The 26,213-nt window shown below is 37.1% G+C and carries 22 protein-coding genes and 1 tRNA gene; 11 read left to right on the forward strand and 12 right to left on the reverse strand.

What is annotated here, in order from left to right; genetic code table 11:
* Positions 1-8: 8 nt before the first annotated feature.
* Positions 9-692: a cell division ATP-binding protein FtsE gene (locus ACH3PA_RS13305; protein ID WP_416443378.1), complete on the reverse strand. Its 684-nt coding sequence runs from the start codon at positions 690-692 to the stop codon at positions 9-11.
* A gap of 374 nt (positions 693-1,066) precedes the next feature.
* On the opposite strand from ACH3PA_RS13305, the gene ACH3PA_RS13310 reads away from it, so the two are divergent.
* The 6 genes from ACH3PA_RS13310 (at position 1,067) to ACH3PA_RS13335 (ending at position 9,767) form a co-directional block, all read left to right on the forward strand.
* Complete coding sequence (locus tag ACH3PA_RS13310; RefSeq protein ID WP_416443376.1) at positions 1,067-4,087, forward strand: tetratricopeptide repeat protein; 3,021 nt, start codon at positions 1,067-1,069, stop codon at positions 4,085-4,087.
* Positions 4,088-4,121: 34 nt separating this feature from the next.
* Positions 4,122-5,876, forward strand: coding sequence for a TonB-dependent receptor (locus ACH3PA_RS13315; RefSeq protein ID WP_416443374.1), 1,755 nt, complete (start codon positions 4,122-4,124; stop codon positions 5,874-5,876).
* A gap of 87 nt (positions 5,877-5,963) precedes the next feature.
* Positions 5,964-6,425 carry a GbsR/MarR family transcriptional regulator gene (locus ACH3PA_RS13320; RefSeq protein WP_416443372.1) on the forward strand — a complete coding sequence of 154 codons (462 nt, stop codon included), beginning with the start codon at positions 5,964-5,966 and terminating at the stop codon, positions 6,423-6,425.
* A gap of 213 nt (positions 6,426-6,638) precedes the next feature.
* Entirely contained in the window at positions 6,639-6,875 is a 237-nt protein-coding gene (locus ACH3PA_RS13325) for a hypothetical protein (RefSeq protein ID WP_416443370.1), read from the forward strand.
* Between the two features lie 188 nt (positions 6,876-7,063).
* On the forward strand, positions 7,064-8,056 hold the full coding sequence (locus tag ACH3PA_RS13330; RefSeq protein WP_416443368.1) for a hypothetical protein: 993 nt from the start codon (positions 7,064-7,066) through the stop codon (positions 8,054-8,056).
* Between the two features lie 85 nt (positions 8,057-8,141).
* Positions 8,142-9,767, forward strand: a complete 1,626-nt coding sequence (locus tag ACH3PA_RS13335; RefSeq protein WP_416443366.1) for an amidohydrolase — start codon at positions 8,142-8,144, stop codon at positions 9,765-9,767.
* An 11-nt stretch (positions 9,768-9,778) separates the two neighbouring features.
* Here ACH3PA_RS13335 and ACH3PA_RS13340 read toward each other — a convergent pair whose 3' ends face one another.
* Positions 9,779-10,198, reverse strand: coding sequence for a hypothetical protein (locus ACH3PA_RS13340; RefSeq protein ID WP_416443364.1), 420 nt, complete (start codon positions 10,196-10,198; stop codon positions 9,779-9,781).
* Between the two features lie 181 nt (positions 10,199-10,379).
* Here ACH3PA_RS13340 and ACH3PA_RS13345 point away from each other — a divergent pair, with 181 nt between their 5' ends.
* Entirely contained in the window at positions 10,380-10,898 is a 519-nt protein-coding gene (locus ACH3PA_RS13345) for a hypothetical protein (RefSeq protein ID WP_416443362.1), read from the forward strand.
* A 52-nt stretch (positions 10,899-10,950) separates the two neighbouring features.
* Here the strand turns inward: ACH3PA_RS13345 and ACH3PA_RS13350 are convergent, their stop codons facing one another.
* From ACH3PA_RS13350 to ACH3PA_RS13370, 5 genes are all read right to left on the reverse strand, one after another.
* Positions 10,951-12,060: a lactonase family protein gene (locus tag ACH3PA_RS13350; RefSeq protein WP_416443360.1), complete on the reverse strand. Its 1,110-nt coding sequence runs from the start codon at positions 12,058-12,060 to the stop codon at positions 10,951-10,953.
* Between the two features lie 162 nt (positions 12,061-12,222).
* Positions 12,223-13,152, reverse strand: coding sequence for an adenylate/guanylate cyclase domain-containing protein (locus ACH3PA_RS13355; RefSeq protein ID WP_416443358.1), 930 nt, complete (start codon positions 13,150-13,152; stop codon positions 12,223-12,225).
* 51 nt (positions 13,153-13,203) lie between these two features.
* Positions 13,204-13,749, reverse strand: coding sequence for an NADPH-dependent FMN reductase (locus tag ACH3PA_RS13360; protein WP_416443356.1), 546 nt, complete (start codon positions 13,747-13,749; stop codon positions 13,204-13,206).
* Positions 13,750-13,765: 16 nt separating this feature from the next.
* The gene (locus tag ACH3PA_RS13365) at positions 13,766-14,170 is read right to left on the reverse strand and encodes a DoxX family protein (RefSeq protein WP_416443354.1); all 405 of its coding nucleotides are present in this window, start codon (positions 14,168-14,170) and stop codon (positions 13,766-13,768) included.
* Between the two features lie 73 nt (positions 14,171-14,243).
* Positions 14,244-14,849, reverse strand: coding sequence for a superoxide dismutase (locus ACH3PA_RS13370; protein ID WP_416443352.1), 606 nt, complete (start codon positions 14,847-14,849; stop codon positions 14,244-14,246).
* A gap of 87 nt (positions 14,850-14,936) precedes the next feature.
* Between ACH3PA_RS13370 and ACH3PA_RS13375 the strand changes: the two genes are divergently transcribed.
* Positions 14,937-15,566, forward strand: coding sequence for a helix-turn-helix transcriptional regulator (locus ACH3PA_RS13375; protein WP_416443350.1), 630 nt, complete (start codon positions 14,937-14,939; stop codon positions 15,564-15,566).
* A gap of 217 nt (positions 15,567-15,783) precedes the next feature.
* Here ACH3PA_RS13375 and ACH3PA_RS13380 read toward each other — a convergent pair whose 3' ends face one another.
* The 4 genes from ACH3PA_RS13380 to ACH3PA_RS13395 form a co-directional block, all read right to left on the reverse strand.
* Complete coding sequence (locus ACH3PA_RS13380) at positions 15,784-17,325, reverse strand: RagB/SusD family nutrient uptake outer membrane protein (RefSeq protein WP_416443348.1); 1,542 nt, start codon at positions 17,323-17,325, stop codon at positions 15,784-15,786.
* Between the two features lie 27 nt (positions 17,326-17,352).
* Positions 17,353-20,496 carry a SusC/RagA family TonB-linked outer membrane protein gene (locus ACH3PA_RS13385; protein WP_416443346.1) on the reverse strand — a complete coding sequence of 1,048 codons (3,144 nt, stop codon included), beginning with the start codon at positions 20,494-20,496 and terminating at the stop codon, positions 17,353-17,355.
* Between the two features lie 565 nt (positions 20,497-21,061).
* Positions 21,062-21,859 carry an MBL fold metallo-hydrolase gene (locus ACH3PA_RS13390; RefSeq protein ID WP_416443344.1) on the reverse strand — a complete coding sequence of 266 codons (798 nt, stop codon included), beginning with the start codon at positions 21,857-21,859 and terminating at the stop codon, positions 21,062-21,064.
* Positions 21,860-21,865: 6 nt separating this feature from the next.
* Positions 21,866-22,330, reverse strand: coding sequence for a GNAT family N-acetyltransferase (locus ACH3PA_RS13395; protein WP_416443342.1), 465 nt, complete (start codon positions 22,328-22,330; stop codon positions 21,866-21,868).
* 148 nt (positions 22,331-22,478) lie between these two features.
* On the opposite strand from ACH3PA_RS13395, the gene ACH3PA_RS13400 reads away from it, so the two are divergent.
* The 3 genes from ACH3PA_RS13400 to ACH3PA_RS13410 all read left to right on the forward strand — a co-directional run bounded on the left by ACH3PA_RS13400 (position 22,479) and on the right by ACH3PA_RS13410 (position 24,546).
* Positions 22,479-23,654 (forward strand): trans-sulfuration enzyme family protein, encoded by a 1,176-nt coding sequence (locus ACH3PA_RS13400; RefSeq protein ID WP_416443340.1) that lies wholly within the window; start codon positions 22,479-22,481, stop codon positions 23,652-23,654.
* Positions 23,655-23,663: 9 nt separating this feature from the next.
* Positions 23,664-24,380 (forward strand): bacillithiol biosynthesis deacetylase BshB1, encoded by a 717-nt coding sequence (gene bshB1, locus ACH3PA_RS13405; RefSeq protein WP_416443338.1) that lies wholly within the window; start codon positions 23,664-23,666, stop codon positions 24,378-24,380.
* Between the two features lie 90 nt (positions 24,381-24,470).
* Positions 24,471-24,546, forward strand: a tRNA-His gene (locus ACH3PA_RS13410).
* Between the two features lie 580 nt (positions 24,547-25,126).
* Here ACH3PA_RS13410 and ACH3PA_RS13415 read toward each other — a convergent pair.
* Positions 25,127-26,155 carry a M28 family metallopeptidase gene (locus ACH3PA_RS13415; protein ID WP_416443336.1) on the reverse strand — a complete coding sequence of 343 codons (1,029 nt, stop codon included), beginning with the start codon at positions 26,153-26,155 and terminating at the stop codon, positions 25,127-25,129.
* Positions 26,156-26,213 lie beyond the last annotated feature (58 nt).

A 26,213-nucleotide genomic window follows, 5' to 3' on the forward strand; every position in this document is an offset into this window, starting at 1 on the left:
CGGTTGTTTTAGATGGTTTTTTGAACCACTTCAAACACTTTATTCCCGTCGCATTTTAAGGTTTTTGACGGGTATTTTAGTAAAAGCGCATAATCGTGCGTGGCCATAAGAATGGTGTTTCCGTTCTTATTTATCTCCTGTAAAACAGCCATAACTTCAACAGATGTTTGCGGGTCTAGATTTCCTGTAGGTTCATCTGCCAGAATAAGTTCAGGATCGTTAAGAAGCGCGCGAGCAATCGCCACACGTTGCTGCTCACCACCAGAAAGTTGGTAAGGGTATTTAAAACCTTTGGTCTTCATGCCCACTTTATCAAGAACGCGGTCAATGTTTGTATCCATTTCGCTTTTATCCTTCCAGCCGGTAGCTTTTAAAACAAATCGCAGATTCTCACTTACCGTGCGGTCGTTTAATAATTTAAAATCCTGAAAAACCACACCCAGTTTTCTGCGTAAAAAAGGGATTTGCTTTTCTTTGAGTGAAGCCAGATCAAAATCTACAATGTGCCCTTCTCCCTGTTGCAGCGGCAGGTCGCCGTACAGCGTTTTCATGAAACTACTTTTGCCAGAGCCGGTTTTACCTATAAGGTAAACAAACTCACCTTTATTGATGGTCACATTTACATCTGAAAGAATAAGGTTTTCACGCTGAAATATCGCTGCGTTTTTTAACTCGAGTACCGCGTTTGGCATAAATAAAAGTAATTTTTAAAGATAATCTAACGTCAAAAGTACGATATCTATTTCACTTCAATGGTTAAGAAAAAACGGCTAATTTTTACTTAAAATCGGTTTTTTAGATCAAAAATCAGCAGACCAGCTTTAGCTATTACACTAAGATCGAATGCCTTTTGTAAATCATTGCAATTAGAACTGCGCAAAATGAATAGCTATAAACTTCTACAGAAAACAAAGCTATATACATAGTAATCATAGTTTTCTTAAAAAATAGCAGTGCTCAAATTCTCTTAACATAATTATCACAGATTTGTAGCGTTATTACACAATAGAAGCCCCTATATTTGGGCGGCGAAAACGTCCATTTTGGTAAATAAATAATTCCCTTTATGATCAATAGATTTTTGATTCTTTTCATGGCTCTTGTGCTCTCGGCGCCTTTAATGCAGGCGCAGCAATCTGCAGCTTATACTAACGAACTTCTAAAATATAATAAGGCACTTACCTTATACAACAGCAAGCAGTACCTGGCTGCACAAACGTTGTTCGATGAAGTAAAGCAAGACACTAATGATCCTACCATAAAAGGAGATTGTGCATACTATATTGCAAATGCTTCTGTGCGGCTTAATCAGTCTGGTGCAGACCAGATGATGCAGGATTTTGTAGATGAATATCCTACCAGCACAAAGCGCAATTCGGCTTTTCTAGATGTAGCAGATTATTATTTTGAGAATGGAAAATACGCTTATGCGAAAAAGTGGTACGAGCGGGTAGATCTTGCACGTTTGAATAATCAGGAGATGGAACGCTACAACTTCAACATGGGCTATGTTCATTTTAAAACTAACAGTCCTGAAGATGCTAAGATCTATTTCAACAGAGTACGCGATTCTAAAAAATATGGCTCTCAGGCTAAATATTATGAAGGTTTTATCGCTTACGACAGCGATGAGTATGAAGAAGCAAGTGAATTGTTTGATGAGGTAGAAGCACAGGGCGGAAGCAGAGAAGAATTGGCTTATTTTAAGGCAGATCTTAATTTTAAACTAGGCAAGTTTGAAGAAGCCATTAAATTAGGAAAAGAACAATTGCCTAATGCAAACCGCCAGGAAATATCGCAGCTCAATAAAATTATAGGAGAAAGTTATTTTAATTTAGGTCAATATGATGAAGCTCTACCATATTTAAAAGAATACAAGGGTTTAAGAGGTAAATGGAATAATACAGATTACTATCAGCTGGGTTATGCTTACTACAAACAAGGCGATTTTGAGAATGCGATTAGCGAATTTAACAAGATCATAGACGGTCGTAACAGCGTAGCACAAAATGCATATTATCATTTAGCAGATGCGTATTTACAAACAGATCGTAAGCAGGAAGCTTTGAATGCTTTTCGCAACGCATATCAAATGGATTTTGAACCCAAGATAAAAGAAGATAGCGGTTTAAATTATGCTAAGCTGAGTTATGAAATAGGTAACGCCTACGAACCTGCTCCAACGGCAATTAGTAATTATCTTGAAAGTTACCCAGATTCACCTGCTAAACAAGAGTTGGAAACCTTGCTTATAGATTCTTATATCACTTCTAAGAATTATGCTCAGGCGATGGATTTACTTGAGAATAACCGAAATTTTAATGATAAAGTAGCTTATCAAAAAGTAGCTTTTTACCGCGCTATAGAGCAATATAACAACAGCGATTACTCGGGAGCGATAGACAATTTTGAGAAATCGTTAAAAGAACCACGCACTCCAGAATTTACTGCCAGAGCATTATACTGGAAAGCAGAGAGTGAGTATAACTTAAACCGAATAGATGATGCGTTGCTTACGTTTAAACAGTTTGAGCAAAGCAGCAAAGCCTCTACATTGCCAGAATATAAGGATATTGCTTATAATTTAGGCTATGCCTATTTTAAAAAGAAGAATTATGATCAGGCAGCAAATTATTTTGATCGTTATGTAAAATCAGGCGATGTAGATGAAACAAGAAAAGTAGACGCTTATTTAAGACTGGGAGATAGTTATTTCATCAGCCGTAAATACTGGCCAGCAATGGAGGCTTATAATGCAGCGGTTGATTTGCGCGGTGGTGATCGGGATTACGCCACTTTTCAAAAAGCAATAAGCTATGGTTTTGTAGATCGTAACAATCAAAAAGTAGAAGCGTTGGATAATTTTGCAAATCAGTTTCCTACTTCTAGTTATCGCGACGATGCCCTTTATGAGTTGGGTAATACGTATGTGGCGATGAAAGATAATGAGAAAGGTATCGCAGCTTACGACAGGCTGGTACGCGAAGTGCCAAAGAGCAAGTTTGTTTCTAAAGCTTTATTAAAAAAAGCACTTATTTATGATAACACAAACCGCAGCAATGAAGCATTGAACCTTTTTAAGAGAGTTGCTACAGATTTCCCCGGGACGCCAGAAGGTGTTCAGGCGGTTGCTTCAGCTAAACTTATTTATATTGATCAGGGTAAAGTAGATGAATATGGAAGATGGGCCAGCAGCCTTGATTACATTTCTGTAGAAGATTCTGAACTTGATGAAGCCGCTTTCTCTTCAGCAGAAAAGCAATTTGTGGCAAATAACAGCGATCAGGCTATTCGTCAATATGAGAAATACCTGCAGGATTATCCTAACGGTCAACGCGCGATGGATGCTCATTTTTACCTGGGTCAATTATACTTTGGTAAGGATGATTTTGATCAAACGATTCCACATTACAAATATGTGATTAACAAAGAGCGTAGTGAGTTTACAGAACAGGCTCTAGCAAGATTAGGTCAGGTTTATTTAAGCAAAAGAAATTATACTGATGCCATACCGGTTCTGGAAAGGCTTGAGAAAGAATCTGATATTCCGCAGAATACGATTTTCGCGCAAAGCAACTTGATGAAATCATATTACGAACTGAAACAATATCCTAAGGCATTTAGTTATGCAGAGAAGGTTCTGGCGAATGCTAAAATAGATAACTCAGTTAAAAGTGATGCACAGGTAATAATTGCCCGCAGCGCAATGAAGACTAATGATGAGAACAGGGCAAAGCAGGCTTACGCTGAAGTGCAGAAAATAGCAACAGGTGAGCTGGCGGCAGAAGCACTGTATTATGATGCTTATTTTAAGAATAAAGCAGGAGACAATAAAGCTTCTAACGAGGCGGTACAAAAGTTAGCCAAAGACTACAGCGGTTATAAATTGTATGGAGCCAAAGGTTTAATACTTATGGCTAAGAATTTCTATGCTCTGGGTGACGCATACCAGGCAACTTACATTCTTGACAATGTGACTTCAAACTTTACAGATTTTCCTGAAGTGGTTGAAGAAGCTAAAGCAGAATTAAACAGAATAAAGACAGCAGAAGCTAAGACTAACTCCTCTGTAGAAAACAATAACTAGACCCTTAATTCATCACTATAAACAGTTCTCATTTATGAGTAATCCCAATAGATCAAAAGTTCTACTAAGCAGTATTTTATTTGTGTTCATTTTTGCCTTTCAGGTAAATGCCCAGGATGAAGACAATCTGGGTACAGAGGTTGTGAATGTTGTAAAACCATATACACCAGAGATAGGCGATGCCTTCAAGGTAAAGGCAACTCCGCAATTAAATGACTCAGTAAACACCGCAAAGAAAAAAGTTACTTATGGTATTTTTTCTGTACCTGTAGCTTCTACGTTTACTCCGGCAAAAGGTAAAGCTGCGACTGTAGAGCAAGCTAAAAGAGTGAAATTATATGATAACTATGTGACGCTGGGTTTTGGTACCTATACAAGTGCTTTAGCAGAGTTTTATAGCAATTTTGAGGTGAGCAGAAGTGATAATTTTGGTATTTATCTCAATCACAATTCATCTCAGGGTGGTATAGAAGATATTGCACTTGATGATAAATTTTATGACACTAATCTTAATTTGAATTATAGTTCACGTAACCGTGGTATTAACTGGCGCACAGATCTTGACCTGAGTCATCAGCTTTATAACTGGTATGGTGTAGATGACTTTACCGCTGCCTCACCAGAAACCTTAACTAATATAGATCCACAGCACAGTTTTTATGGTGCAAAAGTAGGAGGTTCTCTAGAGCTTTATGATTCTTTCTTTAAAGGCGGAAAAGCTCAAATAGGTTACTTTGGTGACTCAAACAGTTCTTCAGAAATACGCGCAATTGTAGCGCCTACTTTTAACTTCCCAATAACGGATGAAGATATCACACTGGGCCTTAAATTAGATTATGTAAACGGCAGCTTTGACCGTAATTATGATAATACACAGGATATTAGTTACAGTCAATTAAATATTTCTGCTAGTCCTAGTTTACAAATTCTTCGTGATGACCTTACTCTGAGACTAGGTGTAACTGCTGCGGTTAATCTGGACACAGAAAACAGCACAACTAATTTTTATTTATATCCTAAAGTAACTGCTTCTTACCGTGTAGTAGATGAGTATTTTATCGCTTATGCAGGGGTAGAAGGTGAGCTTGAACAGAATTCTTATCAGGACTTTGTAAACGAAAACCCATTTGTTTCACCTACGCTTTTAATACAATCTACAGATAAACCTTACGAAGGTTATGTAGGTATGAAGGGGAAAATAGTAAATACAGTTGGCTATAACCTAAGAGCAAATTATGCTTCAGAAAATAATAAGGCGCTCTTTAAAAATAATCCCAGATACAATGATGGGGCAGGAAGTTTAGGTAATGAAGATTATCAATTTGGTAATTCATTTGATGTTGTTTACGATGATGTGAAAACTTTCTCAGTTTTTGGTGAATTGAATTTAGATGTAAACAGCAATCTAAAGATGCGTATAAATGGTGAGTTCTTTAGTTATAATTCATCAAATGAAGCAGAAGCATGGAATTTGCCAAGCTATAAAGCTTCCCTTTTTGCAGATTATCAAATTAGTGAACAATGGTTTGCCGGTGCTAATCTGTTTCTTGTAGGTGAGCGTAACGATGAAACTTATGTAACAGGGCCTACAACACAGTATTTTGCAACACCTGTAACATTAGAAAGCTATTTTGATGCAAATGCCCATGTAGGTTACCGTATCAATGATCAATTATCTGCATTTGCCAGAGTTAATAATATACTTGACAACGGGTATGATAAATGGGTAAATTATCCTGTACAAGGATTACAGGTTATGGCAGGCGCCACCTATAAATTTGATTTTTAGTACAAATAATAAAATTAGATAAAAGTTTTTTTAGTTCTTGTGTTAGAGAACTAAAAAAACTTTTTACATTTGCACCGTATTTGTACGATGAAAAACCAACTTAACAAAAAACAGGAAGAGCTAATAGAGCGCTATGGCGTGATACAGGAGCAGTTTGGTCTTTCGCCAGCGGCTGCTCGTGTAAACGGACTGTTAACCGTTGCAGATCAATTAGAATTTACTTTTGATGAAATAAGAGATGTTCTCAGTTTAAGTAAAAGTGCTACTAGTAATGCTATAAATACGCTTTTAACATTAGACTATATAGGTTACAGGACAAAAATGGGAGAGCGTAAACGTTACTTCTATTCTAAACTGGATCAATGGAAGGATAAAATGGAAAAAGGCCTAAATCGTTATGAGGAGTATAATAAGACTATGAAAGAAATTTTAGCCCAACGCACTCCAGAAACAACAGATTACAATAATAAGCTTGAAGAATTGACACAGTTTATGGATTATTATATGCAAGAAGCACAACAGATCATTAAGAACTGGGGGAATCTGTAATTTCTATATTTTTTGTAGAATAGGTTCTTTTAATTCAGAACTAAGAGTTTAAAATGAGGTTTAAAATATCATCTACAAATTTGTGTTATTGAGCGTTATAAAAATGTTGTTGGTATAAATAGATCATATCTCAACTTATAAATATTCAAATTTGACTTTTTTAATCTCTTTTTGTTTAACCAATACGAGGTTTAACTAAATCACCCTAATAATATGCTATCCTTTAAAATCAAATCTGACGACTCCTTGACTATCAATATTAACGATGAATTAAATACTGGTGAATTTGATAGAATTTCCCTTTTTATTGAATCTGTTTTTGATGTAAATCCTTACAGTGAGATCTTTTTCAATATCGATTCTAATCTAAATGAGGGATTTGTAAACAGACTACGGGAGTTTTGTTACAAGCTTCGTTTTGGCAATCTTATTATTCAAAGAGCAATATAATAAACTTGATTTTTCACTGTCCTGCAAACACAATATTATTTAGATATTGATCATCTTAAGAATTTTGGTGTAAGCAATGTTATGAAAAGATCTGGAGGATCTTTTATTCAACTAGAGAAAGTACATCCTTAAAGAATAATGTATAATCAACGTTTGCACTTTTTAAAACTAATTAATTACCTAATTTGATGATCAGAATAGTACTATTTACAATTACCTTTTTTACCGCTTTAATAGTAAGTGCGCAGGAGCAGGAAGGGCAATTTCAGGAAGAAGCTGCAAAAAAGATACGAGCCGAGTTTCCCAGAGCACGCGTTCTTAATTTTGAATATGGAAGTTCATTTTCCAGAGATTTTGATTCCAGGCTTTTTGATGAAGATTTCCAGACAGGTAAAATAAAAGACCAGAAAACCTTTAGAGCTTCAGCAAATATTCCCCTTTATAAAACTCAAAAGTGGTCATTAACAGGTTCTGCAGACTACGTTTTTAACGAATTTGAATTTAGTGAACTTCGTAATATTTCGTCTCAAAACACATATAATCAGAATAAAATTGCCGATTTTCATAAATTTTCAGCCGCATTAAGTTCTACTTACTTTTCGGTTTTATTTAAAAAACCGGTAATCTATAACGCAAGCTTAATTGTAGACGGTAACGATAAGGGAGCTCAGCGTTTAAAAGGGTTTCTGGGAGCGTCTTTAATTATGAAAAGAACAGCACGCACCACAATTACTTTAGGTGCAATTGCATTTATAGATCCTACTTCGCAGATTCCTTTCTTTCCCACTTTTACATACAATCATCAATTTAAAAATTCTGAATGGGAGGTAGATTTTATTTTACCACAACGTCTATTGTTACGCCGCCCTTTGGGACAAAATGGGCGTTTGTCTATAGGTAGCACATTTGGCAGCAATGGTTTTTATGTAAACGTAAATGCTCCTGATTTTCCAGATGTGTTTGAATATAGCCAGTTAGAGATTAATTCCGGGCTGATTTACGAACATAAACTCACGCACAACATAATTCTTACGGCTAAAGGTGGTCTTACAAATTTTATCAGTTCCAGACTTACTGAGAAAGGACAACCCAACAAAGATTACATCTATAGAAATGAGCAAGGCGCTACTGGTTATTTTAATGCAGGTGTGTCATTTGATCCTTTTACAAAAAAGCGCTAAATATTGCCTTTATAGGCGAAAAATCGGTCAAAACAGGTCGATTTTCTCGAATTTACTTTTGTATTTTTGGTCAAAATTTTACGAAATGAAACTCCTTTTTGGGCTACTCACCCTTGCTGTTATTTTTAGTTGCGATACTGATCAAAAAATAAAAGTAGATCTAATTGTCAAAAATGCAAAAGTCTATACTGTAGACACTACTTTCTCAAAAGCGGAAGCTTTCGCCGTGAGCGAAGGTAAATTTATACAAGTAGGCAGCACCGCAGATATTACAGCAAAATATATAGCTGATAAAATCATAGACGCTTCAGGTAAGACTGTTCTTCCTGGTTTAATAGATGCGCATTGCCACTTTTATAGATTTGGTACTACATTACAATCAGTTAATCTGGTAGGAACAAAAAGTTATGATGAGGTCATAGAAAGGGTACAGACTTTTCAGAAAGAGAAGGCTACAGATTTTATCTACGGTCGTGGCTGGGACCAGAATGATTGGGACGATAAAAACTTCCCTACAAAAGATAAATTAGATTCTTTATTTCCAGATATACCTGTTGTTTTGCAGCGTATAGACGGGCATGCGCTTCTAGTGAATCAACGAGCGCTTGATCTGGCAAAAGTTGACAATACCACAACTGTAGATGGCGGCGAGATCGTTAAAGATGGAGACCAGCTTACTGGCGTACTGATTGATAATCCTATGGATCTTATTTTTAAGATCATGCCAAAAATTACTCGCGAGCAGCAGGCACAGGCGCTTATAGATGCGCAGGAATACTGCTTTGATTACGGCCTCACGACTGTTAATGACGCAGGTATTTCCAGACAGACAATAGAACTTATAGACAGTCTACAACAGGCAGGAGCGCTCGATATGCGTATTTATGCGATGGTAAGTAATGAGCCCAACGATGTAAATTATTTCTTAAATCACGGAATTCTAAAAACGGACAAACTCGACGTGCGTTCTGTAAAAGTTTACGGCGACGGTGCTTTGGGTTCTCGCGGTGCTGCTTTACGTGAGCCATATGCAGACAGGGCAAATCATTATGGTGCGATGGTAACTCCGGTAGACAGTATAAAAGCGCTGGCAAAGCGAATTGCAGCTACAGATTTCCAGATGAATACACACGCTATAGGTGACTCTGCAAATACTGTTATTTTAAAAGCTTACGCCGAAGCATTAAAAGGACAGCACGATCGCCGCTGGAAGGTAGAGCACGCGCAGGTGATCTCGCCAGAAGATTTTGACTATTTTGACGACAATATTTTACCTTCTGTGCAACCTACGCATGCAACTAGTGATATGTACTGGGCCGCAGACAGGCTGGGCAAACAGCGCATGAAAGGTGCTTATGCTTATAAAGAATTGCTTGATGAGGCCGGTGTGATCGCATTAGGAACAGATTTTCCGGTAGAGCAGGTAAACCCGTTTTATACTTTTTATGCCGCTGTAGCGCGAAAAGATCTACAGCATTTTCCTGAAAGTGGTTTCCAGATGAAAGATGCTCTAAGTCGCGAAGAAACCTTACGCGGAATGACCATCTGGGCGGCTTATTCTAATTTTGAAGAAAATGAGAAAGGCAGTATAGAAGCCGGAAAGTTTGCAGATTTCATAATAATGGATGATGATATTATGACAATCAACGAGGATGAGATTCCTAATCTAAAAGTTTCCGAAACGTTTCTGGGAGGCGAAAAAGTGAAGTAAAAAAGCCGATTTTAGACCTTTTCCAGCTGATTTTTAACCAGAATATTCTTATTCATACGAATGATAGAAAAGGTTTTTGAAACCTCGTCTGCGATCTCATTAATCTCAATAACTTTCTCGAGTTCTGTTCTGGCTTTAGTTTTGTCGCTCTGCAGCTCATTTTGGGCTGCTTTTGTTAGATAATCTGCCAGATTCTCAAAATGTCTGGAGTGAAATTTACGCTCTTGCAGGTAAGATTTTATTTCGCCTTTAGGCAGATTGAGAATTTTTTCTACATCAATATCAAGTTGAGCCAGCAAACGATCATTAGTATGTTTAACGAGTACGTCTGTCTTATCTTCTAACTGAAATTCATAAAACTCTTCAAATATATTTTCTAACTCCTTAGTGAATTGTATTAGGAATTCTTGTTCTTTATTTCTGCGTAACATATTGAATAGAGGTTGATAATATAAATAAAGGCTACTGTTTTATTAACTAATTTTTGGCCTTTATTAATTCTGAAAATTAGTCATTTTCTCTAACTTTATTATGGTAAATGATTCTCAAGAATATTTTTATGGTTAAAGTTTATCAAAAGTATTTTGTGTTGAACCCTAAAAAAAGATAGATATGAAAACAGAAATGATAGCTGTAGTATTGACATTTCTTAGTCTTACAGGTTGTAAAGGGCAGGAGAATAATGAAAAACCGCTACCTGAAACTCATAAAAATCTAAGTGAAAATATAGACACGACAAGACCTAAGGAAAGCTGGAAAGTGAATAAGCAGGTTGATGAGAATGGTAATGTGGTTAAATATGATTCTATTTATACCTGGTCTTATACTAATCGCACCGGTGATTCTGTATCTGTAGATGTGGACAGTTTAATGGCTTCTATGAATGACTATTTTAATGAGCGTATGCCTAATTTAATGGAAAAAAATTATGCTATCCCTTTTGGCGATAATTCATTGATGCAGCGTGATTTTTTTAGTGATGATTTCTTCCAACGTAATGGTGCAGAAGATTCTACAAGTGTGCAGTCTATCTTAAGACAAATGGATTCTTTAAGAAAACAGTTTTTTAATGAAAGTTATCCCGGACTTATTCCGCCAGCAGCAGAAAAGGACACATTAAGTCATACATAAAAGCTAAAAAAACCGCCTTTTTAGGCGGTTTTTTGTAATAAGTAGATTTTTTCTAGTCAAACAAAATACAAACAGGACTAGGAGCGTCTACTTCCCCCACAAACTCTATTCTGCCAGTGGTTTTATCTCGTTTAAACGATGTGATGTTATTAGATCTTCTATTGGCTACGATCACATAATCTTCATTTGGTGAAAGTGCAAAATTGCGAGGCCAGTTACCATGTACAGATTCATACTGAATAGGAGAGAGGCTTCCATCTTCATTATTCACTTCAAAAACAGTAATGCTATTGTGACCGCGATTAGAGGCATACACAAACTTACCGTCTGATGAAATATGAATATCTGCACAAGCGCTTTCACCGGTAAAATCTTCAGGAAGAGTAGAATATGAATTTTTTCTGATATATGAACTGTCGTTGTCTTTAACAACCTGGGTAACGCTGTTATTTAACTCACTTATTACGTAAATCCATTTGTTGTTAGGATGAAATGCAAGGTGTCTTGGCCCCGCGCCAGCCTCCATACCCAGAGTATCTGGAGGAGTATTTACAAGTTTTTCATCTTCAATTTTAGAGAACCAAAGCTGGTTAGTGCCCAGATCTGCCGAAATGATTGTGTTTTTATCGGGAGCAAACCATGAAGAATGTGCATGTGGTCCTTTTTGCCTGTCTGTTATATCACTGCCCTCATGTTGAGAAACATTAAGTAAATCTGATAATTTGCCCTCATTCTGTAGTTTTAAAAGGCCCACATTGCCGCCATTATAATTAGCAACTAACACATTACCCTCTTCATCTACATTTACAAAGCAAGGCGCTGCGCCTCCTGATTTACTTTGACTTAATAATTCTAAACTATCAGGATGAACAGCATATGATTCTACCGTGCCCTCACCAGCTTCATTAATAGCAAGGAGATATTTTTTGTCTGGCGTTAAGGCCACAAATGAAGGATTAGATGTTTTCGCCATAAGGCCAATTTTAGACAGGTTTCCTGTGCTGTCTAGTGCATATTTATAGATGCCTTCACTATCAACATCTGTATATGTGCCTACATAAAAGGTTTGAGAAGAATTGGCGGGTTTAGCTTCGGGTTTTTCTTTTTTGTCCTGACAGCTGGTGGTGGCTAAAATGACGATGAATATAAATGGAAATTTCATTACAGGTTGTTTAATGCTTTGGTTGCAGTATTAAAATTAGATTATTTTAATTTATACCTGCAAATAATTGTCAAAACTTCTGTAAAAAGTATAGTATTTATGATGGCGCTTGTTAGCGATAGTAGTTTAATCTTTGAAGTCTGGTCTGTGAATTCTAACTAATTAGTGATAAGTCTCACCAATAAGGTAAACTTTCTGCTCTGTGGTCACACCTTTTAAAACCATCGTACGCACGCCTTTAATTTCTGGCGCATTCTTCAAAAGTTTATAGGTGTTTTCTGAAATGATAAAGGAGTTATTTAATTCTTTTGTTAATCCTTCAAGCCTTGCTGCAATATTTACAGGATAGCCCATAACGATCTCATGATCTTTATTATCCAGATGTATTTTACCAACTGCCACTTTACCCACATGAAGCCCCATACCAATAGCTATTTCTTCATTAAAATGTTTTACGAGATAACTTTCATTAAGGTGAACAAGTTCGTCCAGAATCATGTATGCTGCTTTTACAGCATCATTTGCCGCTTGTTGCAATTGGGTGGTAAAACCGAAGGCCGCATAAAGACCGTCGCCGGCAGTTTCTATAACCTTACCATCAAACTGCTTAATAATATTCTCAAAAGTGGAGAATAATTTACGTACCAGATGAACGACATCAAAAGCGAGATGTGTTTCTACGAAGTGTGTAAAATCGCGAATATCAAGAAAGAGAAGCGCCATATGCATCTCTCTACCCATCGCTTCCTGCCCATCCTGCTGGTTAGGTAAATAAAGTGGGTAATCTGTCTCATCTTTCATAATACGATTAACCCTTACATTGCCTCCTTTTAAAAAGGTCTGGCAGGCTAATCTTGATTTCTCAGGAAGGGTGATGCGTTCTTTTAGAAGTTTCTCTGCTGTGTTAATCGCTGTAATATTTTGATCACCACCTGTAATAAAAATGCGGCAGGTAGAGCAACGTGCCTTACCGCCACACTCAGAACAAAATGGAACTCTGCCAGCTAAAGCTGCATCAAGTACAGATTGACCAGGCACATAGCTTACTTCATGTTCTCCTATCTGGAGTACATTTTTATCGTCTACAGCCATTTTTAAGTAGTTTTAACCCGATTTTTATGCAATTATAATAGATAATGGAATTTACTCTGCACTCAATCTTTCTGCCAGCCAAAGAAATTCTGTGACAAAAGTATCGACATTTTTTTGAAAAGCCGGAATTTTTAAAGTTCCATTTTCTTCAAATTTACCTGTGACATCTGGCACGATAAGCATCATAGGAGAAGCAATACCAAAAAATCCCGGGACCATTTGTAGCAATTGCTGAGCAGCACGCATACCACCCATCATACCCGGCGAAGCTGTAACCAGACCAAAGGTTTTACGAGATTGTTTAGGGAAATGGTCAAAGAAATTCTTTAGGGCAGGGGTGTAGCTTCCGTTATATTCTGGCGTGCAAATAATAAAGGCATCTGCATTAAATACGCGCTGTGCATATGATCTAATCTCTTCTGGAGCGTCGCTGGCCGTGGTAAAGACCTTTTCTACAAAAGGAAGTGTTATTTCGCTCATAGCGATCAATCCCACTTCATGATCTGTAGTGCTTTTTAAATTGCTTTGTAGATGTTTTGCAACGCGTATGCTAAGACTTTCGTCACGGGTACTGCCAGCTATAATTTCAATATTCATGATTTGTTATTTATTATTAATCCCACCTGTTTGAGACTGAGACTGCAAATTTTCCTGCACCGGTAAAGAATAACGCCAAAGCTCCAAAGAAATATAAACCCTGCAATTCAAGCGTCCAGCCACCGGTAGTGCTTAATGTAAAGATATCATTGATGTGTACAAGCATCACCGCTATTAACATATTTATGGCGTAAACAAGGGCAGCTATACGCGTTCTAAAACCAATAACAAGTAATATGGGCACGATCACTTCACCTATTAAAACCCCGTAAGCGATAACTGAAAGTAAACCGTAAGATTCTAACATTCCCTTTATGCCCTCTAGACCATTCATCATTTTAGAAAAGCCGTGAAAAAGCATTAAAATCCCCAGAGTTACCCTTAAAATTAACAAACCTAAATTTACTCGTGTCTTTTCCATAGATATTTTTTTAAAGTTAAGTAAAATCGGTAGCTGCCCATACTCAGAACAACCACCGATTTTTAATAGATTATTATGCGTTTTCTAAGTTTTTAGCAACTGTTTCCCAGTTTACAACATTCCAAAATGCATGAATATATTCAGGACGCTTGTTTTGATAATTCAGGTAATAAGCATGTTCCCAAACATCGAGACCTAAAATAGGAGTTCCTTTAGCGGGAGCTACGTCCATAAGCGGATTATCCTGATTAGGAGTTGATGTGATTTCTATTTTTCCCTCTGCATTAACAATTAACCAGGCCCAGCCAGAACCAAAACGTGTAGAAGCGGCGGCAGTAAATTCTGCTTTAAAATCTTCAAAAGAACCAAAGGCTTTCTCTATCGCAGTTTCTAATTTACCTTCTGGTTTACCACCATCGTTAGGAGAAAGAATTGTCCAGAACAGGCTGTGGTTATAATGACCACCGGCATTGTTGCGTATAGCGGGAGAAAGTGTGCCGGCTTTCGCCAAAATATCCTTAAGCTCAGTCTTCTCAAGATCTGTTCCTTCTATGGCTTTATTTAGATTATTTACATAACCCTGATGATGCTTGCTATGATGAATCTCCATAGTTGCGGCATCAAAATGAGGTTCTAACGCGTCATAAGCGTAGTCTAGTGTTGGCAGTTGATGTGTCATAATTATAATATTTATGATTGTAAATTTTAATTTATAAGGCAAATGTAGTACGTTTGTTTAATAAACCAAATAATTACTTTGTTTATTATGAAAACTTTAATGGAGAATGAACGGGCGCTGTTGATTTTAAAGAGCAAAGGAGAATTACCGCTGGCTGTTTTAGCAAGAGAATTAAATATTACTACAGAAGGAGCACGGTTTAATCTTTTAAAGCTTGCCAAAGAAGGATTGGTTCAAAATACAAGTAAATCTAAGGGTAGAGGCAGGCCACAGCAGATATGGTCTTTAACTGAAGCTGGTCATGAGCGCTTTCCTGATGCGCACGCAGATCTTACTGTGCGATTGATACAGCAAATGAAAGATACATTAGGAGAAGAAGCTCTTGATGCTGTAATTATGGCTAACGGTAATGAGAATGTGGCGCGTTACTCTAAAGTGATGAATATTAACGATCAACTTGAGCAACGTGTAGCTAAACTTGCAGAAATGCGAAACATAGAAGGTTATATGGCCACGTATAAGAAGGATGATAATAAATATTTGCTTATTGAAAATCATTGCCCCATCTGCGCGGCAGCGGCTACTTGTCAGGGTTTTTGCAGATCTGAGTTAGAAACATTTAAAACCGTGCTTGGTGAAAATGTAAAAATAGAACGCGTAGATCATATACTTTCAGGAGCCAGACGTTGTGCTTATGAGATTTCAGGATTAGAATAAAGGAAGTCAATTAGGGCCTAATTTGCTCTTAAAATTATTGTTATTCCATCAAAAAAAATCCGTTCTAGGGGAGGGAAATCGACCAAAATGCATCAAAAATCGACCTGTTAAATGACAGTTTTGAGCAGATTTCAAAAGATAATTTTGGTGTAAAACAAATACAAAAAAGAAACGGGGCAGTGCCCCGTTCTAATTAAATATTGAAAAATGATTTTGTTTAATAACCTGGATTTTGGGTACTTAAATTGGGATTATTTATCAATTCCGGACCAGGAATAGGGAATAACAAATGTTTTTCCTGTAATGCCTGATTAGAGTTGAGGTTAACATGACCAACGAAATTATCAAAACCACCGGTTATGTTGTTGTAGACCTTTCTCAAACGTACCATATCAAACCAGATTTTCATTTCAAAGGCTAATTCATGCCATCTTTCTCTCCATACAGCTTCTCTAAATGATGCCTGGTCAAATTCGGCTAAAGTAGGTGTAGATAACTGCGCTCTATCTCTTATTTGTTTCAAGGCATTTACCGCAGCCTGATTAGGACCACCATTAGCCTCGTTATAAGCTTCAGCATAAATCAATAGAACTTCAGCATACCCAAATATCTGAACATTTAAATTATCCTTAGCAGTTCCTGTCACACCAGAAGTACCGTTTGCAGTGACATTAAAATGTTTAAATATAAAAGGTGCTCCTAAGTCAAATAATTCGCCGCTGCCATTTTCGTAATAACTGGTATAAAACCAACCTTCTCTGTCAACAGCTCTCAAATCACCATCTTCGTATGAATTGTAAAATTCCGGAGTTGGTATTGTACTCCCTGTACCATCAGGACCACGGTATGTAACCGGTTGAAAATTAGGACGCATATTGCCCATAGGATTTTCAGCTACAAGATCATTGTATTGTAAGCTAAAAATATGCTCTCCCATATTATTTAAACTTTCATCATGCACTTCTGCATATGTGTCAAAAAGGTGAATAGGACCTGCATTATCAATGATCTCTTTTGCTTTGCTGGCAGCATCAGCATATCGAGCTGTTTCATTTAATGGATTTCCAGCCATTGTAAGATATACTTTCGCCAAAAGGGCTTTTACGGCAGATTGTGAAACTCTTCCGCTTTCATCTGTCCAAGGTAAGCCTGCACTTTCAGCTTCTAAGAGATCACTTACTATTAAGTTGTAAACTTCTGTTTGCGGACTACGAACGGGAAAGAAGTCTTCTGAGTCTGCACTTTGAGGTAAAGTAATTAAAGGCACATCTCCCCATAGTCTAACTGCGTAAAAATAAGCCCATGCTCTTAAGAATCTCGCCTCTCCCAGAACCTTGGTTTTATCAGCTTCATCCATTTGAATATCTGGAACGTTTTGAAGAACCAAATTTGCATTACCAATAACTTTATAGAGACCGCGCCACCAGTTTTTTACATGCCCTGTATTGGGGTCATAAGAAAGTGAATACAGATTATTAAGATCTGAGTTTTGTGCTGTCTGAGTAGATGTAATCCCAGTAGGCGCCATTAGCATTTGCCAGTTAGAAGAAAAAATACCGGCACCATCGCCTATAAATCTTGCATCTGCATACACTGCAGCGACAGCAGACTGAGCATGTTTAGCGCTAGTGTAAAAACTGTCTGGTGTAAGATTAGAAGGATCTGATTCATCCAGAAAATCTGAACAGCTGAAGGCTCCACATAATAGAACCAGCAAACAGACTACTTTGCTTTTATTTTTGAGTATATTAATTTTCATAATATTAGATCTTTATTTTTTTATTAATTAAAGGCTTACTTGTAAACCAACCACAAAAGTTGTTGATTTAGGATATTCGTGCCATTTCATACCTTGTGAGAAAGCATTGTTACTAGCATCTCCTCTAATAGGAGTTACTTCAGGATCTCCCAGTAATTCATCATCAACGATCAGGAAGAAATTTTGTGCAGAAGCATAAAGTCTTAATTTGTTTAAGTGCAGTAAATCAACAATTTCTCGATCAAAAGAGTACCCCAGCATTATGTTCTTTCCTCTTATAAAAGAACCATCCTGAATCCAGTGTGTATCAACATTAGTAACATAACCCGCACGTGTATCTCTCACCTGAGCGATCATGGTATTTTGATTATCTGGAGTCCATGCGTTTAGAACTGTCTTGTAGCTGTTTGCTAAACTTTGTCTATCCTCACTTGAGTGAAGGTTCATATTCATCACATCATTTCCATATGAATACTGAAGTTCTAAGGTGAAATCAAAGTTTTTATAAGTAACATAATTAGTAAAAGCTCCCCATGCTTTAGGGCTACCGTTACCTATAATTGATCGATCTTCATCATTTATGATATAATCACCATTAAAATCCTTGTACTTAATATCACCGGGAAGAAGGGTAAGTCCATTTCTATAGCTCACATATTTAGCAGCCTCTTCAGCTTCATCTGTTCCCCATACTCCTAATCTGGTTAATCCCCAGAAAGCACCTACAGGTTCACCCACTCTAATAATGCTGGTTTCATTTGTAATACCTGGTCCACCTACTCCAAAAATGTCAGATGGCGTGGCTAATGATAAAACCTTGTTTTTGTTCATTGAAATATTAAAAGAAGTACTCCAGTTTAAATCAACGGTAGATATATTTGTTGATGTAATAGAAAACTCAAATCCTTTGTTCTCCATAGATCCCACATTTCTTCTAATTGTTGCATAACCGGTAGATTGTGGTACAGGAGCATCTAACAACATATCTGTAGTTTTGCGGTAATAGAAATCAGCTTCAATAGAGATCCTGTTTTTAAACAAGCCTAGCTCAACACCAAAATCATATTGTGCAGTTTTTTCCCATTTTAGATCAGGGTTTGCAAGCCTGTTTAAACCTGTACCACCTATAGGATTGCCATCCCAAATAGCTTTGTAATTTGAACTTAGGAGTGAAAGTGAAGAATAAGGAGGAATTTCTGAGTTCCCGGTTACACCATAACTTGTTCTAAGTTTAAGATTAGAAATAACCTCACTATCAGCAAGAAAATCTTCGTCAGATGTTCTCCATGCAAAAGCAGCGGAAGGGAAAAGAGAGAATTTGTTATTATCTCCAAATTTTGATGACCCATCTGCTCTGGCAGTTACAGTAAATAAATACTTTTTCATGAAGTTATAATTAACCCTTCCGAAATAGGAATTCAACGCTTCACGATCTGCTCTGGAGCCTACTACAAGATTATCTGTTCCTGCTCCCAGGTTGTTATATTCAAAATAATCAGTCGGAAAATTTCGCGACTCAGCGTTAACGTAGAAGTTATTTGACTCCTGCCATGATATCCCAAGCAACGCGGTTAAAGCATTATTTTCATCAATATCTTTAGTATATGTTAGGTAGTTCTCTAAAGACCAGAATGTATTCTTCTCATTACTAGAAGAAGCGAATGCCCTACCGTTACTATCGAGTGTGCTATCGCTAAATTCATTATTCTCCTGAGTAAGAACATTAGTCCCTAAAACCGTACGCATTTGTAGATTTTCGGCGAAATTAATATTAGAATAAACACTCCCCGATATCGTTTGCGTATTTAAAATATATTTTTGACTATTTAAGCGGTGTACAGAGTTTCTTGTACCTTCTGCAAAAGGATAATCCCTATTATCTGCAAATTCACCTTCTTTGGGACCACTTTCATATCTTACCGGCAAGAATGGAAAATCCTCTACCATTCTGCGTGGCACTTCATCATTTGTGTCTGCAAGATTTTCAGTTTGATAGTTGTAACTTAGACTTCCACCTATTTTCAACCATGATTGTATTTGATCATCAATAGAAAACCTGCCTGAATATCTCTTTAGATACGTGTCTTTAAGTAAACCCTGATCATCTCTAATACCAAGAGAAATGGCATATGTTGTTTTCTCATTACCGCCAGAAAAACCTAGTTGATGATTTTGTGATAAATTATGCTGTACTACTTCTTTAGACCAATCTGTGTCATAAATAGCATTGCCATTGCTGTCAAATAAATCGGCCATTAAAGGGTCTGCTCTTTTAAGTCTTGGCTCGTATTGAGCATAATTTCCTGCTGCCCAACCTTCGGGATCAAATTTTGCAGAATTTTCCCAGGCTAATTGCTCTACCATAGCATACTCTGCAGAATTGAGGACTTTTGCTCTGTTAGGACCAAATTGGTTTACACTAAATGTAGCATCGTAAGTTACTCTGCCCTGACCAGCTTTACCTCTTTTTGTTGTTATTAAAATAACGCCATTAGCCCCTCTTGCTCCATAGATTGCGGTTGAGGATGCATCTTTTAGAACTTCTATAGAAACCACATCGTTAGGGTTGAGGTAATCAATAGCAGAACTAAATTGATCTAAATTGCCTTGAGGTAATTGAACCCCGTCGACGACATAAAGCGGATTGTTAGACGAATTAATAGAACTAAACCCCCTAATTCTAATATTCGATTTTCCTCCCGGTCTTCCTGAGTTAGTATTTACCTGAACCCCGGCAATCTTACCAGAGAGTGCCTGATTTAATGAGGTTGCTGGTCGTTCTTTAAGTTGTTCAGTATCGACCTGACCTACAGCACCGGTTAAATCTGATTTTCTTTGAGAACCATACCCAATTAAAACCACTTCGTCTAATTCGCTGGCATTTTCTTCTAGTATTACATCAATAGAAGATCTGCCATTAACTTGTATTTCTGTTGTTTGAAAGCCTATATAGCTATAGACTAGTGTTGCGTCATTAGATACGTTGTCTAATGTGTAATTTCCGTCAAAGTCAGTTTGCGTTCCATTGGTTGTTCCTTTTACCAATACGTTAACCCCTGGTAACGGTCCCGTTTTGTCTGAAACTATACCAGTTACCGTTTGTGATTTTACTAATCCAAAACACAATAATGTGCCTAAAAGTAGTAACCTTTTTAATAATTTGCTCTTCATGAAAGATGGTTTAATTAGTTGTTTATATTGAGTTAGATGTACTTAATACTTGGTTGTAAACTAATTTTATCGAGATCACGACTTTAAGGAAATAGACCCATTTTTAAAATATAAGTATGGAGCTATTTTAATTACTTAGGTTTTTGATCTGGATCTTAAGCGTATTAATTAAATAGATACTAATGGGGGCATTTAGCTATAGCAATGATTGTAGAAAAGGATTATTTACTTATTAATATCCATTTTCAAAAATTGAGAGATATAGCTAAAACGTTTTACTAATATATATTTAATTGTTAATTAAAACAAAAATATTTTAGCAATTATGAATAATGGGTGTTAAATTTTAGATATCACTAAATTTAATTACGTTTTTTTTGAAGATGAAATAATTCGTGATGCTGCAGTCTGTAAGACTCCAGAGATTTATTAGATACTTAGACATATACTAAACATTTTTTTCTTGGCTAGGTGCCAAATGCATTAGTTTGATGTTATTTAAAACGAAAAATCCGCTGAAGATTATTCTCCAGCGGACTTACAAAAAGCTTATTTCGCTTAAAGCTTATTCCATATCAGGGTACCAGTCTAACTGAACCACTTCAATATCTGCATCTCCAGCGTTTACTAATTCTTTAAATTTGTCTACATCGCTTAAACCTTCTGTGCCACGGTAGTGATAAGGATAAACCTCTTTTGGTTTGAAAGCTAATACAGCTTCAGCAGCTTTATCAACAGTCATGGTGTAAGGTAAATTCATACACACAAATGCTTTGTCAATGTCTTTTAGATCACGCATTTCAGGAATATCTTCTGTATCACCAGAAAAATAAACACGCATTCCGTCTTTTTCAAGAACATAGCCATTACCACGTCCTTTTGTATGAAACTGCTTTGCTTCTTCACGCAGGTTGTACATTGGGATTGCTTCTATGCTAAAACCGTCTATAGTTTGCGTTTCACCATTGTTGATGATAGTTAACTGTGATTTAATATCACCTTCAAGTTGATCTGCAACCGCTTGTGGTACAATAATTTTTGTACTGTCTCCTTTTATGGCATTTAGCGTTTCTGCATCAAGGTGGTCACCGTGAATATCGGTTACTAATATAATCGCTGGTTCTGGCTCACCGTCATAAGCAGCCGCACCACCTACGGGATCGATATAAAAAACGGTATCATCCCAGTTAAAAACCGCCGAAGCATGCGAGATAGGAGTAAGATCAAAATCAGAAGAAGCAGTTTCTTCTGTTGTCATTGCAGTTTCTTGAGTTTCTGTAACTTCTGCTTCCTGACTTTTGTTGTCGGTCTTGCAGGCGATAAGCGCCAATGCAGTAAGCCCGGTTAATGCTAATTTTTTCATACTTTTTTAATTGATAGTTAGTTTCATTTTTATATCTGCCCGCTCATAGGGAAGATTATCTTCAAGCGGTACTTCTACGAATCCAAATTTATGATAAATGTAAATTGCGTTTTCAAGTCTTCTATTAGAATATAATATAAGACTATCAATTTTTCCGTTTTTAGCGTACTCCAGGCAGTATTTTATCAGTTTTTGACCGATTTTTTGACCTCTTAATGATTGGTCAACCGCCATTTTTGTGAGTTCTATTTCGCCATTACCTAATTTCATTAAAGCTACAACGCCAGCAACTTCACCATCTGCCAGAGCTACCAGAATATGACCGCCGGGCGAGATTATATATTTTTCAGGATTGCTAAGAACCTCTTCATCATGCGGTTCTACATAAAAATACTCTTCCAGCCATGCTATATTTAATTTTTTAAAAGCCGCTGCATATTCGGGTTTGTATGTGTCAAAAGTTATTGTCAAGGTATTTGATTTTCGTTAGAGAAACAAAGGTAAAACCTATTCGTATAAAACCTGTATGATAAATTTCTTCTATTCCTTTATTCTGGCGGCAAACGGTAAACGCTTCTATATGTATTTTTGTATTTTTAGCTTTTAAACCACTACAGCTATGATCAAGAAAAAACGAGGCTTAAATACGATTTGTACTCACGTAGGTGAGGTGCACGATAAACAATATAAAGGAGCAATTTCTCCTATTTACATGTCAACTTCATATGCTTTTGAAGACGTAGATGTAAAACGGTATCCACGTTATTTAAACACGCCTAATCAGGAAGCGCTTTGCAAGAAGATTGCTGCTCTGGAAGGGGCAGAGGCTGCTTTGATCTTTGGCAGTGGTATGGCAGCCGTAAGTACAGCTTTACTCGCTTTTTTAAAACATGGTGATCACGTGGTTCTGCAAAAAACGCTTTACGGTGGTACTTTTAATTTGGTTACCGAAGAATTTGACAATTGGGGTATCGAGTATACGTTTACAGATGGTTTGAGTGAAGAAGCTTTCGCGAAAGCAGTACAAGACAATACTAAAATTATTTACATAGAAACTCCGTCTAACCCTTTGATGACAATCACGGGGATGAAAATGGTTGCAGATCTTGCTAAAAAGCACGGAATAATAACCATGATCGATAATACATTTGCTTCACCGGTAAACCAAAACCCAATAGATTTTGGTATAGATATCGTGATTCACAGCGCAACAAAATATATGGGCGGGCATAGTGATATTCTGGCTGGCGCTGTAGCTGCATCGCAGGAACATATGGATAAAATATGGCATAAAGCCAAAAATCTGGGCGGCAGCCTGAGTGATTTTACGGTTTGGATGCTTGAGCGCAGTATGAAAACACTTGTTTTACGTGTTCAAAAACAGAATAAAAATGCCAAAAATCTGGCAAAATGGCTCGAAAAACACGATTTAGTAGAGCAGGTTTATTATCCCGGTCTCAAATCACATCCAGATTATGAGCTGGCCAAGTCACAAATGTCTGGCTTTGGCGGCATGCTTTCTTTTGAGTTAAAAGAAGGTCTTGACGCTACACAGTTTCAAAAAGAATTAAAATTAATAAAATCATCTATGAGTCTTGCGGGAGTTGAGTCTACCATACTTTCGCCTACAAAAACATCTCATGCTTTATTAAGTCCTGAAGAGCGAGAAAACCAAGGAATAAATGACGGGTTGCTTCGTTTTTCGGTTGGGATTGAAGATAAAGAAGACCTTATAGAAGATATAGAGCAGGCTTTAAAAATCATTACACAACACAGCCTGATCGCAGATAAATAATAAAATTTAATGAAATTAGATATACTCGCCGTGGGCGCACATCCCGATGATGTTGAATTGTCGTGTGGAGCTACCCTGGCAAAAGAAGTAGCAAACGGAAAAAAAGTAGGTGTTCTTGATCTTACACGTGGCGAATTAGGCACGAGAGGCTCAGCAGAACTTAGAGACAAAGAAGCAGCAGATGCAGCAAAAATATTGGGTTTAAGCGTACGCGAAAACATAGCTCTTGAAGACGGTTTTTTTCAGAATGATAAAGAATCTCAGCTCAAGATCATACAGATATTACGTAAGTACAAGCCAGAAGTTGTTTTGTGTAACGCTATTGACGATCGCCATATTGATCATGGTAAAGGCAGCAAACTGGTAAGCAATGCTTGTTTTTTAAGCGGATTGATTAAAATTAAAACAGAACTTGAAGGAGTAGAGCAGGAGCACTGGCGACCCAAACATGTTTATCACTATGTACAGTGGAAGAATATTACCCCAGATATAGTTGTAGATGTGACCGGTTTTATTGATACTAAAATGGAAGCAGTGCTGGCATATAGTTCGCAATTCTTCAATCCTGATATAAAAGAAGGTGACACGCCTATCTCGAGTGCAAATTTTAAAGAAAGTATCAATTACAGAGCACGTGATTTAGGGAGACTAATAGGGACAGAATATGGAGAAGGCTATACAGCAGAGCGATTTCCTGCGGTAGATTCCCTTTTTGATTTGATCTAGTAAAAAAATGAAATAAAAGTGTTGCTCAGATTGAGTAATTCACTTACATTTGCACCCGCATAATTCGGTAATGAATATGTGTTTTTAAATGGTGGTTGTAGCTCAGTTGGTTAGAGCGCCTGATTGTGGTTCAGGAGGTCGTCGGTTCGAGACCGATCTTCCACCCAAATGTAAAGCCTTTCAGAAATGAAAGGCTTTTTTTGTGGCTATAACTTAAGAATGGGAAGATGGTCGAGAAGTTTATCCTGAACACATTTCTGTGAAATGTGCTGAAGGGAGACCGATCTTCCACCCAAATGTAAAGCCTTTCAGAAATGGAAGGCTTTTTTTGTGGCTATAACTTAAGAATGGGAAGATGGTCGAGAAGTTTATCCTGAACACATTTCTGTGAAATGTGCTGAAGGGAGACCGATCTTCCACCCAAATGTAAAGCCTTTCAGAAATGGAAGGCTTTTTTTGTGGCTATAACTTAAGAATGGGAAGATGGTCAAGAAGTTTATCCTGAACACATTTCTGTGAAATGTGCTGAAGGGAGACCGATCTTCCACCCAAATGTAAAGCCTTTCAGAAATGGAAGGCTTTTTTTGTGCTCATTATTTATTTTCGTCAATCTGAACTAGTTTCAGATTCGCACAAGAAGAGACATAAAATGATGCGATTCCGAAATAAATTCGGAATGACGTTCTCTTAAAACAAAAAAACCTTTCCTGTTATGGAAAGGTTTTTTCATGCTATTCAATTAAGCTTTATTTCTTATCTACTACAATGCGCTCTGGTCTGTTAGCAAGTTCCCATGCTGTTAAGAAAACCAGTTTAGCACGTTTTGCAAGAAGCGGATAATTGATCTTATCCGGAGTATCAGAAACCTGATGATAATCATCGTGAACACCGTTAAAATAGAAGATTACCGGCACACCGTTTTTAGCAAAGTTGTAATGGTCAGATCGGTAATAAAAACGGTTAGGATCGTCTGGAGCATCGTATTTATAATCAAGTTCCAGATTGATGTATTTGTTGTTTATTTCTTCAGAAATATCATGTAGCTCTGTACTTAACATTGAAGAACCAATAAGATAAACATAATTGTCATCATCAGGATGATCATAATCCTGACGACCTATCATATCTATGTTAAGATCTGCCTCTGTATTTGCAAGTGGGAAAACAGGATGCTCTGCATAATATCTTGAGCCATAAAGGCCTTTTTCTTCTCCTGTAACATGTAAGAAAAGTATAGAGCGTTGTGGTCTGTAACCATTTTTAACGGCCTCATTAAAAGCATCTGCAATTTGCAACACTGCAACAGTACCAGAACCATCATCATCTGCACCATTAAAAACAACACCATCATCGCGCACACCTACATGATCAAGGTGAGCAGAAACTATGATAATCTCATCTGGTTTTGTGCTTCCTTCTATATATGCCAAAACATTCTCTGAAGCCTTTATACCGCTGTTTGCAGCAAAATAAGACTCAGGTACAGTTTGAAAATAAGTAGTATCTAATGGCGATTTTATATTATGATTTTCATAAAAATCCCTGAGAAAAGCAACCGCTTTTTTCTGACCTGGTTCCCCGGTCTCACGCCCTTCAAACTCATCTGAAGCATACGTGTAAAGCAAATCTTTAAGTTCTTCTGTGGTGATAGTCTGTGCATAATCCATAGGGTTTGCATCAGCTATATTCTTAGGGTGGTCAGAGTGATTTGTTGGTCCGCAGTTTAGCAGGAGCAATGACCCCATAAGGGCCGTGGTAAAAATTAATCGTTTCATATATTTTATTAAGAGTCGTTAAATGTACATTATTCAGATATAAATTAAATAGCCTTCG

It is taken from the genome of Leeuwenhoekiella sp. A2, assembly GCF_047946655.1.
In the GTDB taxonomy this organism is placed as follows: Bacteria; Bacteroidota; Bacteroidia; order Flavobacteriales; family Flavobacteriaceae; genus Leeuwenhoekiella.